This is a genomic window from Saccharothrix saharensis, from assembly GCF_006716745.1.
GTDB classification, from domain to species: Bacteria; Actinomycetota; Actinomycetes; order Mycobacteriales; family Pseudonocardiaceae; genus Actinosynnema; species Actinosynnema saharense.
The window spans coordinates 8,665,126-8,678,534 of the sequence record NZ_VFPP01000001.1 but is presented as its reverse complement, the minus strand read 5'-3'; the positions used below and the strand labels follow the sequence as shown (position 1 = coordinate 8,678,534).

7 protein-coding genes and 1 pseudogene are annotated in these 13,409 nt (G+C 72.8%); 5 read left to right on the top strand and 3 right to left on the bottom strand.

Going from position 1 to position 13,409, the window contains the following annotated elements; genetic code table 11:
• Window positions 1-148: 148 nt before the first annotated feature.
• Entirely contained in the window at window positions 149-1,240 is a 1,092-nt protein-coding gene (locus FHX81_RS39165; protein ID WP_141983476.1) for an S-(hydroxymethyl)mycothiol dehydrogenase, read from the top strand.
• A gap of 112 nt (window positions 1,241-1,352) precedes the next feature.
• On the opposite strand, the pseudogene FHX81_RS42885 reads toward FHX81_RS39165, so the two are convergent.
• The 3 genes and pseudogenes from FHX81_RS42885 to FHX81_RS39150 all read right to left on the bottom strand — a co-directional run bounded on the left by FHX81_RS42885 (window position 1,353) and on the right by FHX81_RS39150 (window position 8,274).
• Window positions 1,353-1,839 (bottom strand): annotated as a pseudogene (locus tag FHX81_RS42885) (transposase).
• Between the two features lie 232 nt (window positions 1,840-2,071).
• The gene (gene blsG / locus FHX81_RS39155) at window positions 2,072-3,220 is read right to left on the bottom strand and encodes an arginine 2,3-aminomutase (protein ID WP_141983475.1); all 1,149 of its coding nucleotides are present in this window, start codon (window positions 3,218-3,220) and stop codon (window positions 2,072-2,074) included.
• Between the two features lie 14 nt (window positions 3,221-3,234).
• On the bottom strand, window positions 3,235-8,274 hold the full coding sequence (locus FHX81_RS39150; RefSeq protein ID WP_170232355.1) for a non-ribosomal peptide synthetase: 5,040 nt from the start codon (window positions 8,272-8,274) through the stop codon (window positions 3,235-3,237).
• Between the two features lie 455 nt (window positions 8,275-8,729).
• On the opposite strand from FHX81_RS39150, the gene FHX81_RS39145 reads away from it, so the two are divergent.
• Genes FHX81_RS39145 through FHX81_RS39130 form a run of 4 tightly spaced genes read left to right on the top strand, consistent with a single transcriptional unit; the run spans window position 8,730 to window position 13,409 of the window.
• Entirely contained in the window at window positions 8,730-9,911 is a 1,182-nt protein-coding gene (locus FHX81_RS39145; protein WP_141983473.1) for an NAD(P)/FAD-dependent oxidoreductase, read from the top strand.
• A gap of 25 nt (window positions 9,912-9,936) precedes the next feature.
• A complete protein-coding gene (locus FHX81_RS39140; protein ID WP_141983472.1) occupies window positions 9,937-11,205 on the top strand; it encodes a lysine N(6)-hydroxylase/L-ornithine N(5)-oxygenase family protein in 1,269 nt (422 codons plus the stop codon).
• 9 nt (window positions 11,206-11,214) lie between these two features.
• The gene (locus FHX81_RS39135) at window positions 11,215-11,874 is read left to right on the top strand and encodes an FMN-binding negative transcriptional regulator (RefSeq protein ID WP_211363703.1); all 660 of its coding nucleotides are present in this window, start codon (window positions 11,215-11,217) and stop codon (window positions 11,872-11,874) included.
• The gene (locus tag FHX81_RS39130) at window positions 11,871-13,409 is read left to right on the top strand and encodes an AMP-binding protein (protein WP_141983471.1); all 1,539 of its coding nucleotides are present in this window, start codon (window positions 11,871-11,873) and stop codon (window positions 13,407-13,409) included. Before FHX81_RS39135 ends, FHX81_RS39130 begins: the two co-directional genes overlap by 4 nt.

The following is a 13,409-nucleotide window of genomic DNA, read 5'->3' as shown; positions in this document are numbered from 1 at the left end:
ACCGTTCTTAATGAGCGTTGCGCCGAAAGCACCAACGCGGCGATCCCCCGGCGCGGCTGCCGGCGCGAGCCCATAAGGAATCCGGATGGCACACCCGGATGGCTTATCCTGTGGCCGCACGAAGCCGGTCGACGTGGAGGCTCGGACCATGCCCAAGATCGTCAAGGCGGTCCTCGCCCTGCGCCGGGGCGAGCCGGTCGCGCTCCGCGAGATCGTCGTGCCCGACCCCGGTCCCGGCGAGGCCTCGGTCCGGGTGCTGGCGTCCGGTGTCTGCCACACCGACCTGCACTACCGCGACGGCGTGATCGGCGACGCCTTCCCCTACCTGCTGGGGCACGAGGCGTCGGGCATCGTCGAGCAGGTCGGCGCCGGCGTGGACAACGTCGCGCCCGGCGACTTCGTGGTGCTGAACTGGCGCGCGGTCTGCGGCCGTTGCCGCGCGTGCCGCCGCGGCCGTGCCGAGTCGTGCGTGGACGACCGGACGGCGAGCACGCCGATGACGCTCACCGACGGCACGCCGGTGCAGCCCGCGCTGGGCATCGGCGCGTTCGCGGAGCTGACCCTGGTGCACGCGGGCCAGTGCACGCCGGTGTCCCCGAAGGCCGACCCGGCCGTCGCCGCGCTGCTGGGGTGCGGCGTCATGTCCGGCCTGGGCGCGGCGATGAACACCGGCGGCGTGACGACCGGCGACACCGTGGCCGTGATCGGCGTGGGCGGTGTGGGGTGCGCGGCCGTCGCAGGTGCCAAGCTGGCCGGTGCCACCACGATCATCGCGGTGGACCTGGACGAGCGGAAGCTGTGCCACGCCCGGGCGCTGGGCGCGACGGACGCGGTCGACGCCAGTCGCACACCGGACGTGGTCGCCGCGATCCGCGCCCTGACCGACGACCTCGGCGCCGACGTGGTGATCGACGCCGCGGGCACCCCCGAGACCTGGAAGCAGGCGTTCTACGCCCGGGCGCTCGGCGGCACCTTCGTCCTGGTCGCCCGCCCGGACTCCTCGATGACGCTGGAGATGCCGCTGCTGGACGCGTTCCTGCGCAACGGCACCTACCGCACGAGCTGGTACGGCGACTGCCTCCCGTCCCGCGACTTCGGCCCGCTGGTCGACCTGCACCTCCAGGGCCGGCTGCCACTGGACCACTTCGTCACCGAGCGCATCGGCGTGACCGACGTGGAGCGGGCGTTCGCCTCGATGCGCGCCGGCGACGTGCTGCGCAGCGTGGTGGTCTTCCCCTGAGCACGACCGCTCCCGTCGCCCGGCCCGGTGACCACGCCGGAGCCGAACGACGTCGGCCCGGACCACTTCCAGCGGTGATCCGGGCCGACGTCGTCACGCCCTAAGCACCTGATTACAGGTCTTGTCCGTACCCCTCGGGTAGCCAGGGTGAGGTCCAGGGTGCGGCGGTGGTGAGTGTCTGTTCGTCGGTGCGGTTGTGGAAGTAGGCGTGGGTCTGCCGGACGCGGTCGGCCATGGTGACGGGTGCGGTGTTGGCGATCCACTGCTTGAGTCCGGCAGACGCGTTCGACGGGGTTGTCCTGCGGGCTGTACTTCGCGCCCTGGATCAACATGAGGCGGGGGTGTTTGGCGAGCCATCGTCGGGTGATGCCGCTGTGGTGGATGGAACCGTTGTCGCAGACGACGGCCACGACAGGTGCGTCGGGATGGGCGGTGAGCAACTGTTCGAGGAAGTAGCAGAACACCACCGAGACGTTCTTGACCGAGATGTGGTGGTGGAGGGCTCCGGTGGCGAGGTCGATCGCACCGTGCACGGTGCGGCGGCGGTCAGGATCCAGCTCGGCGTACGCGATACCGTCTTCGCCCCGCACATCCCACACAGGACTTGACCGTCCCCGTGTCACACGAGTCCGGCGGAGAGGGCCGCGCCGGCGAGTACGAGGTGAAGAGCCACCGGTTCCCGCACATCGCGGTGACCGTCCGACACTGGTGCTCCTTCGGCCGGCGTGAACTGAGGAGTCGTCATCCAGGCCACCACCACCGGCGACGGGGGCGCGGTTGGAGCCGCGCCCCGGCACGGGTTGCCTCGGGCGTTGCCGCGGCCGCCGGGCGTCAGTCCGACGGCGGCTTGCTCACCCGGTAGTGCTCGCCGGTGACGGTCATCGTCTGGCCCCGATAGTTGCGCAGCGCCAAGCCGTCCTCGACCACCTCGTGGTAGGGCAGGCTGACCGGGATCTTGCCGATCCGCGTGGTCAGCACGTACTGCGGCACACCGAAGCCGGTCATGTGCCCCTGGAGGCCCTCCATGATCTCCCACCCCTTCTCGATCGAGGTCATGAAGTGGGAGACGCCGGTGACGTTGTCGCAGTGGTAGAGGTAGTACGGCCGGACCCGGATGCGCAGCAGTTCCGTCATCAACTTGCGCATCGTGTCCACGTCGTCGTTGATGCCCTTGAGCAGCACGGTCTGGTTGCCGACCGGCACGCCGTGGCGCAGCAGCCGGTCCACGGCCGCGGCCGCCTCGGGGGTGATCTCGCGCGAGTGGTTGAAGTGGGTGTTCAGCCACACCGGGTGGTACCTGGACAGCATCTCGCAGAACTCGTCGGTGATGCGCTGCGGCAGCAGCACGGGGAACCTGCTGCCGATGCGGATGATCTCCACGCTCGGGATGGCGCGCAGACCGGAGATGATGGTCTCGAGCTTCTCGTCCCGGTAGGACAGCGGGTCGCCACCGGTGAGCAGGACGTCGCGGATCTCCGGGTGCTCCCGGATGTAGCGGAAGTCCTCCTCGAAGTCCCCACCTTCGTTGTCGCGGAAGTACGTGCCCTCCACGTCGGTGGTGTGGAACTTCCGGGTGCAGTGGCGGCAGTACACCGGGCACGACTCGGTGATCAGCATGATCACCCGGTCGGGGTACTTGTGCACGATGCGGTTGGTCTTGCGGTAGAACATGTCGCCGACCGGGTCCACATCGGCGTCCGGGAACTCCAGCAGCTCGCCGTGCGACGGCACGGCCTGCAACCGGATCGGGCAGTTGGGGTCCTCGGGGTCCATCAAGGACGCGTAGTACGGCGTGACACTCCACCGGTACTTGCCCGCCGTCCCCGCGATCGCCTCTTCCTCGGCGGGGCTGACCTTCACCCACTCGCGCAGCTTGTCGAGGTTGGTGACGCGGTTGCGCATGTGCCAGCGCCAGTCCGACCACTGCTCGGGGGTGGGCGCGCCCGGCGCCGCAGCGGGGGCGGCGAATGACTCCGACATGTGTTCTCCGTTGCTCAGGAGGTGGCTGGAAGCTGCTGAAGGCGGCGTTCCCTCTTCACGACCGCGGGTTCGACCGGTCCGGAGGTCTGGGCCGTCGTGAGGACCGCGGCCAGTTCCGCCACGGTCGGTGTCTCGAAGAGCTGGCGGACCGGCAGGTCGCAGTGCAACCGCGTGCGGAGGCGGGTGACGACCTGGGTCGCGAGCAGCGAGTGCCCGCCCAGCGCGAAGAAGTTCGCGTGCAGGCCGACGCGGTCCACGCGCAGCAGTTCGCACCAGATCGCCGCGACCGCCTTCTCCACGTCCGTGCGCGGCGCGACGTGCTCCTCGCCGCCCGCGCGGTCCGGTTCGGGCAGCGCGGCCCGGTCGACCTTGCCGCTGCGGTTGAGCGGCAGCGCGGGCAGCGGGTGCACCGTCGCGGGCACCATGTAGTCCGGCAACCGTTCGCGCAGGTGTGCGCGCAGGTCTTCGGGGTCCGCGTCGCCGACGACGTAGGCGACGAGGTGCAGGCCGACGCCCGGCACGTCGCGGGCCACCACCACGGCGTCGGTGACGTCGGGGTGCGAGAGCAGGACGGCCTCCACCTCGCCGAGCTCGACGCGGAACCCGCGTACCTGGACCTGGGTGTCGATGCGGCCGAGGTAGTCCAGCGTGCCGTCGGGCAGCCAGCGGACGAGGTCGCCGGTGCGGTAGAGGCGCTCGCCGGAGCCGAACGGGTCCGGCACGAACCGGTCCGCGGTCAGGTCGGGCCTGCCCACGTAGCCCAGGGCCACGCCCGGCCCGCCGACGTGCAGGTCACCGGGCACGCCCACGCCCACCGGGCGCAGGTGGTGGTCGAGCACGTGGACGCGGGTGCCGGGCACCGGGATGCCGATGGGCGGCACCCGCGATCCGGTCGGCGGCACGTCGCAGCTCGTGGTGACGACCGTGGCCTCGGCCGGGCCGTACAAGTTGAGCAGCGTGAACGGCGCGTCGGCGGGGGGTCGCTTGCGCAGTGCGTCACCGCCGGTGGTCAGCACCCGCAGCGGGCTGTCCGCGGGCCACGGCCCGTCGAGCGCGAGTTCGCACAGCGGCGTGGGCAGGAACCCGATCGTGATGCGGTGCTCGGTCAGCCAGCGCACGACGTGCTCGCCGGAGGCGGTGGTGTCGGGGTCGGCCAGGTGCAGCTCGGCGCCCGCGGCCAGGGCCGACCAGATCTCCAGCACGGACACGTCGAACCCGGTGCCCGCGACCTGCGCCATCCGGTCGCGCTCGGTCGTCGCGCAGTCGGCGTTGTACCAGTCGACGCGCAGGGCCAGTCCGCCGTGGTCGAGCAGCACGCCCTTCGGCTGCCCGGTCGAGCCGGAGGTGTGGATGACGTAGGCCGCGTCGTCGGGACCGATCGGCCCGGCGGGGGCGGGCGCGGCGTCGCGCGGTTCGTCCACCGCCACGACGGGGCCCGCGAAGCCCTCGACGAGGTGTCGGGTCTCCCCCGTGACCAGCACCGCCGCCGCGCCGGCCGTCGCGAGCACCTGCGCGACGCGGCCCGCGGGGAAGGCGGCGTCCACGGGTGCGTACGCCGCGCCGGCGCGCATCGCGGCCAGTGAGCCGATCACGTACTCGATCCCGCGCGGCGCGCACACCACCACGCGGTCGCCGCGACGGACACCCAGTGCCACCAGGTGCGCGGCGAGCCGGGCCGAGAGGTCGTCCAGGTCGGCGTACGAGGTGCGCCGGTCGCCGTGCACCAGGGCGGTCGCCCCGGGTCGTCGCGCGGCCTGTGCCGCGATCCGGGCGGGCACCGGGTGCCGGCTGCCGACGGCCGGTCGTGGCGCGCCGAACCGCCGCAGCACCAGCTCGCGCTCGGCGTCCGGCAGCACGTCCAGGTCGTGCACGCGGGCGTCCGGGTCGCGCACGACGGCGCGCAGCACCGTCTCCCACCGGTCCAGCAGCCGCACCGCGGTGGCCCCGTCGAACAGGTCGGCGGCGTACTGGAGGTCGCAGTGCAGCCCGTCGTCGTCCACCACGACGATCAACGTCAGGTCGAACATGGCGGCGTTGTCCTCGCCGCGCACCCTCCGGACGGTCAGCCCGTCCAGCTCCAGCGACGACCAGCGGCCCTCCTGGTAGTCGAACAGCACCTGGAACAGCGGCGTGCGGCTGGACGACCGCTCCACCCTCAGCAGCTCCACCACCTGCTCGAACGGCAGGTCCTGGTGGGCGTAGGCGGCCGTGACGGTGTCGCGGGCACGGGCCGCCAGCTCGCCGAACGCCGGGTTGCCCGACACGTCCGTGCGCAGCGCGAGGGTGTTGACGAACAGGCCGACGACGCCCTCGGTCTCCTCGGTGGCGCGGTTGGCCGTGGTGCCGCCGACCACGATGTCGGTCTGCCCGGTGTGGCGGGCCAGCAGCGCGTTGAACGCGGCGAACAGCACCAGGTACAGCGTGACACCGTGCCGGTCCGCGACCGCCCGCAGCCCGTCGACCAGGTCGGCGGGCAGGTCGTGGAACCGGCTGTCGCCGGTGGTGCCGCGCACCGCGGGGCGGGGTCGGTCGGTCGGCAGCTCCAGCAGCGCGGGCGCGCCTGCCAGGGCGGTGGACCAGAAGTCCTGCAACCGCGCCAGTTCGGCGTCGCGCAGGGACGCGCGCTGCCACCGCGTGTAGTCGGCGTACTGGATCACCGGTGGTGGCGGCACGTCCGCGTCGTGGCCGGTCTCGCGGGCGTAGAAGGCGGTCAGCTCGCGGAAGAACAGGTCCTGCGACCAGCCGTCGAACACCAGGTGGTGCCAGGTGAACGCGAGCAGGTGCCGGTCGGGACCGGTCGGGTACACCGCGGCGCGCAGCAGCGGCCCGGAGGCCAGGTCGAACGGCCGGTCCGCCTCGCGCCACGCCTCGGCCAGCGCTTCCCCGGGCGACCGCCCCGCCACCACGGCGACGGTCAGCTCCAGCTCGGGCGCGATCCGCTGCATCGGCACGCCGTCGACGACGGCCACCGACGTGCGCAGCGCCTCGTGCCGCGCCACGACGGAGTTGAGCGCGCGTTCCAGGGCGTCGACCCGCAGCGGGCCGGTGAGTTCCAGCAGCTCGGCGATGTTGTAGGCGGCGCTGTCGGGTTCGAGCTGGTCGATGAACCACAGGCGCTGCTGGGCGAACGACAGCGGCACGTCCTCCGCCGCGGGGGCGGCGTGGATCACCGGTGCGTCGTCCGGCGAGGCCTCGGTCACCAGTGTGGCGAGGTGCGCGGCCAGGTCCTTCAGCACGGGGAACCGGAGCATCTGCCGCACCGTGATCCGCACGCCCCACTTGCGCCGCACCCGCACCACGACCTTGGTCGCCAGCATGGAGTCGCCGCCCGCACCGCGGAAGAAGTCCTCGTCCCGGCCCACTCGCCCGCGGCCGAGCACCTCGGCCCACATGGCGGCCAGCTCGCGCTCGACGGGCGTCTCCGGCTCGAGGAACTCCTCCGGGCGGGCCGAACCGTCCACATCGGATCGCACTTCCTCGACGACGCCGTCCCGGCGGACGCGTGCCACGCGGCCGTCCGCGCGGCCGTCCGTCCACACGCGACCGGGCACACCGACCGGAACCGGTGCGCCGTAGCGGTCACGCAGCACGGCCGCCGCGCCGTCCAGCACGACGGTCGCCTCCGCCTCGTCGGCCAGCGCGAGGTCGCCCACCCGGGTCCCCGGCGCGGTCAGCAGGGCCTCCAGGACGAGGAGGTAGCGCGCGGACATCGCTTCGACCGTCGGCCGGTCGAACAGGTCGGTGGCGTACTCGAAGCGGCACTCGACGCCGTGGTCGTCGTACTCCACGGCCAGTTCGAGGTCGAACTTCGCGGTGTCGTTGTCCATCGCCCGCAGCCGCACGTCCAACCCGGCCATCTCCGGCGGCGGGGTGGTGGCGTTGACCGAGCACATCACCTGGAACACCGGGTTCATGCCCGCGCCGCGCTGGGCGTCCAGCGCGTCCACGACCCGGTCGAACGGCACGTGCTGGTGGGTGAGGGCGTCCAGGATCTCCGCGGTGACCCGCTCGGCGACCTGCGCCAGCGTCGGGTTGTCGGACAGGTCCACGCGAAGCGCCACGGTGTTGGCGAAGAACCCGACGGCGCTCTCCCAGTCCGCGCGGGTGCGGTTGACCACCGGCACGCCGATGATCACCCGGTCCTGGTCGCCGTACCGGTGCAGCAGCACCGCGAGCGCCGTGGTCACGCCGGTGAACAGGGACGTGCCGCCCAACCGGGCGCGCAGGTCCGCGGGCGCCGGCACGGGCACGTTGTCGCCGTGCGTGCTCGACCCGTCCGGGCGTGGCCGGTCGGCCGGGATGCTCGCCTCGCCCAGGTGGCCGGACAGGCGCTCGCGCCAGTGCTCGAGCTGCGCCTCGAAGAGCGGACCGCCCGCCTGCCCGGCCTCCCACACCGCGTAGTCCGCGTACTGGGCGGCCGGCGGCAGGTCCGCGGGCGCGTTGCGCGTGCGCGCCGAGTACAGCTGCCCGAACTCGCGGAACAGGACGCCCTCGGACCAGCCGTCGGTGACGATGTGGTGCAGGTTCAGCACGAGGTGGTGCTCGTGGTCGTCCACGCGCAGCAGCGACGCCCGCATCAGCGGCTCGCCGTCCAGGCGGAACGGTCGGGCGGCGGCGGACCGGACGGCCTCGTCGACCGCCGGGTCGCGCTCGGCGGTGGACAGCGCGCGCAGGTCCACCACGTCGCGCGGCAGCACCCACGGGTCGCCGATCACCTGGTAGACCTCGTCGTCCACAACCTCGAAGGTCGTCCGCAGCACCTCGTGCCGCGCCACCAGGTCGTCCAGCGCGCCCCAGAGCGCGTCCTCGTCGAGGGCTCCGCGCAGCCGGAGCGCGAACGGCACGTTGTAGGCCGCGTTCGGTCCGTTGAGCTGGTCGAGGAACCACAGCCGGTTCTGCGCGGCCGACGTCGGGACGCGGCCGGGCCGTTCGGTAGTCCGCACCGGCTCGGCCGGCGCGCGTCCCCCGGAGGAGGGCGTCCCGGAAGGGTGCGCCCCGGAGGAGAGCATCCGGCGCAGGAGCTCCCGCCTGGCTTGCGCGACACTGTCAGCCATCGTCAGTCCCATCCGTTCACGGGCATGCGCGGACGCGCCCGCCCCGGACCGGGGCACGGCGTCATCGTGCGGTGCAACTCGACCGGGGCGCGAGGACAATTCCGGTGCGCCACCACCCGCATTTACGTACAGGTCCGAACAGGTCGTGGAACACCCGGTCGGCCTAATCCACCCGACTACTGCGACGAACTTCGCGGCATCTCCACCCCCAGCGCTTGCCGCTTCCCCTGGCCACTACAGCAGTCACCCCAGGGGTTGTCAAGGGAGTGAACTCCGGGCGTTTTCCCAAGCCAGCACAGGCTTTTCCGGCCCGTTGCGCTCCGTCCGGTGATGAGTTACGTTGCGATGGGATAAGCGATATTCCGAGCACTTAGCCGGACCTGTTTACCGATCGCTTTATTCACATTTGTCACCACCGTGCCGGATAGGCCGGTCGGCGGTCGAGGGGGGCGGGCATGTACGACGCCGTGGTGGTGGGCGCCCGGGTCGCGGGCGCGGCCACCGCCCTGCTGCTCGCGCGCCGCGGCTACCGGGTCCTGCTGCTGGACCGCGCCAGGTTCCCCTCCGACACGATGTCCACGCTCTACATCCAGCAGCCCGGCGTGGCCAGGCTGGCCCGTTGGGGCGTGCTGGACGCGATCACCTCCTCGGGCGCGCCGCGGTTGGACACGGTCACCTACACGGTCGGCGACGTGCGACTGCACGGCCGCACGCCTTGGTTCGAGGGCGTCGACTCGGCCTACGGGCCCCGCCGTCACGTGCTGGACCAGGCGCTGGTCGACGCGGCCGTGGCGGCGGGTGCGGAGTTCTCCGACGGCTCGTCGGTGCGGGAGCTGCTCAGCGACGGCGACGCGGTGACGGGCGTGCGGTTCCGCGCGCCCTCGGGCGCCGAGGTCGCCGCGCCGGCGCACCTGGTCGTCGGCGCCGACGGGATGCGCTCGCGGGTCGCCGAGCTGGTCGCGGCGCCCACCGAGGTCGAAGACCCGCGCCTGAGCTGCGTGTACTACTCGCTGTGGACCGGGCTCGACACCGGGTTCGGGTTCCACGAGCGCACCGGGCACTGGGTCGCCACCATTCCCACGCACGACGGCGCCACCGTCCTCGCCACGTACTTCACGCAGGACCGGTTCGACGAGGTCCGCGCCGACCCGCGCGCCGCGCACCTGGACGCCCTGGCCACCACGGCGGGCGAGGTGTTCGAGCAGCTGGCGGGCGGCGAGCAGGTCGGCAGGCTGGTCGGCACGGGCGACCAGCGCAACTTCTTCCGCCGGGCGGCGGGTCGCGGGTGGGCGCTGGTGGGCGACGCGGGGCACCACCGGGACACGATCACGGCGCAGGGCATCTCGAACGCCTTCCTGCAGGCGGAACTGCTGGCCGACGCGCTCGGCGACGGCCTGCGCGACCCCGGTGCGAGGGCCGCCGGGCTGCGCGCCTGGGCCGCACGGCGCGACGACGAGCTGGTCGAGAGCTACCACGGCACCTTGCGGCTCGCGCGCCTGGAGGTCACCGACGCGCGCCTGGCGATGCTGCGCGCGATCGCCGCGGACCCCGCGCTGACCTCGGGTTACTTCGCCGTCGTCGCCGGGATCATGCCGATGGAGGACCTCCTGACCGAGGAGCTGCTCGACTCAATCTGACGCGCCACTGGGGAGGCGGAGCGATTTGGCTGCGGTACCGCGCGGGATCACCACGGCTGCCGACGTCGTCGGCGTCGGGTTCGGACCGTCGAACCTGGCGCTCGCGGTGGCGCTGGAGGAGGTCGGCACGCTGACGGCCGGCTTCTTCGAGCGCCAGCCGCGGTTCGGCTGGCACCGGGGGATGCTGCTCGACGGGGCGACGATGCAGGTGTCCTTCCTCAAGGACCTGGTGTCCATGCGCAACCCGGCGAGCAGGCACAGCTTCGTGGCCTACCTCCACGCCAAGGGCAGGCTGCCGGGGTTCATCAACAGCAAGACGCTCTACCCGCTGCGGGTCGAGTTCCACGACTACCTGGAGTGGGTGGCCGGGCACTTCGCCGACGCCGTCGCCTACGGCAGCGAGGTGGTGGGCATCGAACCGGTCGCCGAGGACGGTGCGGTCGAGCACCTGGACGTGCTGGTGCGCTACGACGGGCTGGTCACGACCCACCGCGCCCGCAACGTGGTGATCGCCACCGGCCTGGTGCCGGTGCTGCCGCCCGGCGTGCGCGGCTCGGCCCGCGTCTGGCACAGCAGCGAGCTGCTGCACCGGGTGGACGACCTGGCGGCCCGCGAGCCCCGCCAGGTGGCCGTGATCGGGGCGGGCCAGAGCGCCGCCGAGGTCACCGACTACCTGCACCGCGCGCTGCCCGGCGCGGAGGTGCTCGCGGTGTTCTCCCGGTACGGCTACAGCGTGGCCGACGACAGCCCGTTCGCCAACGCCGTGTTCGACCCCGAAGCGGTCGACCTGTTCTTCGACGCGCCGCCCAACGCCCGCGCCCGGCTGCTGGCCTACCACGCGAACACGAACTACTCGGTGGTGGACGCCGACCTGTCCGCGCAGCTGTACCGGACACGCTACCGGGAGCAGGTGCTGGGCACGTCGCGGTTGCGGATCGTCAACGCGTCGCGGTTGCACGACCTGGTCGAGACCGAGGAGGGGGTGACGCTGCGGGTCGAGCACCTGCCCACCGGCGCCGTGTCCGCGCTCGACGTGGACGCCGTGGTGTGCGCGACGGGCTACCGGCCCGCGGACCCGACGCCGATGCTGCGCGGCCTGGCCAAGCTCGACGAGGCGGGCCGGCCGGTCCTGGACCGGGACTACCGGGTGGTGACCTCGGACTCCGTGCACTGCGGCATCTACCTGCAGGGCGCGGTGGCCGAGCCGTCGCACGGGCTGTCCGCGGGCCTGCTGTCGACCACGGCCGTGCGGGCCGGGGAGATCGTCCGCTCGATCGTCGACCAGGGACGGTGAGGGGTCGCCATGTACGTGCCTCCGATGTACCGCGCCACCCACGACGAGTGGCCGCGCGCGATCGTGCGCGACTACCCGCTGGCCACGCTGGTCACGAACGGGCCGCGCACCCCGTTGGCCACCCACCTGCCCGTCGTCCGGCCGCCCGGCGCGCCCGAGGACGGTGACCTGGTCGGCGCCACGCTGTGGGGCCACCTCAACCGGGCGAACGAGCACTGGCGCGCGCTGGCCGACCGCCCGGCCGCGGTGCTGATCTTCACCGGGCCGAACTCCTACATCACGCCGGCCACCTACCTCACCTCGCCGGCCGCCCCGACCTGGGACTTCGTCTCCGTGCACCTGCACGGCCGGGTGGAGCCGCTGGACAGCCGGGAGGAGTCGTTGGACGTGGTGAAGCAGACGGCGGAGGTGTTCGAGGCCGCGTTCGGCGACGGGTGGGCGGCCGAGTCGTCGCACGAGTACTTCGGCCGGATCGTCGGGGACGTCGGCGCGTTCCGGTTCCACGTCGAGTCGGTGGACTCGATGTTCAAGCTCAGCCAGGAGAAACCCCCCGAGGTGCAGGCCCGGATCATGGCGAGCCTGGGCGAGGCCGGCCGCGGCACGGCGCTGGAGCTGTGCCGGATCATGCGCCTGCACGGGCTGGGGCGTGACGAAGTGGAGGGCACATGACCGCTGCGACCACGACCCTGTGGGGCGGCCCGGCGCGACCGCCGTGCCTGCTCGACTCACTGGTCCGGGCGGCCCGCGAGCACCCGGAGCGGGTCGCGGTGGTCGACGGCGACCGCTCGTTCACCTACGCCCGGCTGCACGGGTGGGTCGGCGAGGTCGTCGCCCTGCTGCACGAGCGGGGCGCGCGGCCCGGTGACCGGGTCGCGGTGGCGGGCGCGCGCAGCGCCGAGGTCGTGACCGCGTTCCTGGCGGTGGCCGCGATCGGCGCCACCTACGTGCCGCTGGACGCGGAGTACCCGGAGCGCAGGTTGACCCACATGCTGGCCGACAGCGGCGCGTCGCTGCTGCTGCACGCCGGCGCGCGGCCCGCGTTCGACTCGCCCGCCGTGCCGGTGGCCGTGCCGCCGCCCGGGCCCGGCGCGTCCTACGACGTGGTGGCGTGCTCGCCCGACCTGCCGGTGTACGTGATCTACACGTCCGGGTCGACGGGCTGGCCGAAGGGTGTCGCCATCCCGCACAGCTGCCTGGACGGCATGGCCGAGTGGCAGCGCACCCACTCGCCGCGGCCGGACCTGCGCACCGCCCAGTTCGCGCCGCTGAACTTCGACGTGTCGTTCCAGGAGGTGCTGGGCACGCTGTGCGGCGGCGGCACGCTGGTGATCGTGCCCGAGGAGCTGCGGCAGGACCCGTTCGAGCTGCTGGACTGGCTCGTCGAGCACCGGGTCGAGCGGCTGTTCCTGCCCAACGTGGCGCTGACCATGCTGGCCGTGGCGGCGTCCGCCGAGGACTCCCTGGACCACCTGTCGCTGGTCGAGGTCAACACGGCGGGCGAGCAGCTGGTGTGCACGCCCCCGATCCGCGAGCTGTTCGAGCGGCTGCCGGGCTGCCGGCTGACCAACCACTACGGGCAGAGCGAGTCGGCGATGGTCAGCTCGCACGTGCTCACCGGGCCGCCCTCGTCGTGGCCCGCGCTGCCGCCGATCGGCGTGCCGCTGCCGGGCTGCGAGCTGCTGCTCGACCCGACCGACCCGGACGTGCCGGACGTGGGCGAGCTGCTGGTGGCGGGTCTTCCGGTGTCGTCGGGCTACCTGAACCAGCCCGAGCTGAACGCGCGCCGCTACGTGGAGGTGCCGCGGACCCCGCACGGCCACACGCGGGCGTTCCGCACCGGCGACCTGGTGCGGTTCGCGGACGGGGTGGCGTGGTTCCTCAGCCGCATCGACCACGACGTGAAGATCCGCGGCTACCGGGTGAACCCGCTGGAGGTGGACGCCTGGCTGCTGGAGCAGCCGGGGGTCGCCGCGGCGGTGTGCGTCGTGGTGGAGGCGGGCGAGGGCGCGCGGAGCCTGCGCGCCGCGGTCACCGCGAAGGCGGGCGCCGAGCTGGACGTGCCGGGCCTGCTCAAGACCCTGGAGGGGGTGCTGCCCGAGCACGCCGTGCCGCAGTCGATCGCCGTGCTGCCCGCGCTGCCGCGCACCCCGAGCGGGAAGGTCGACCGCGAGGCGGTGTCCGCCGCACTCGCCGCGATGCTCTGA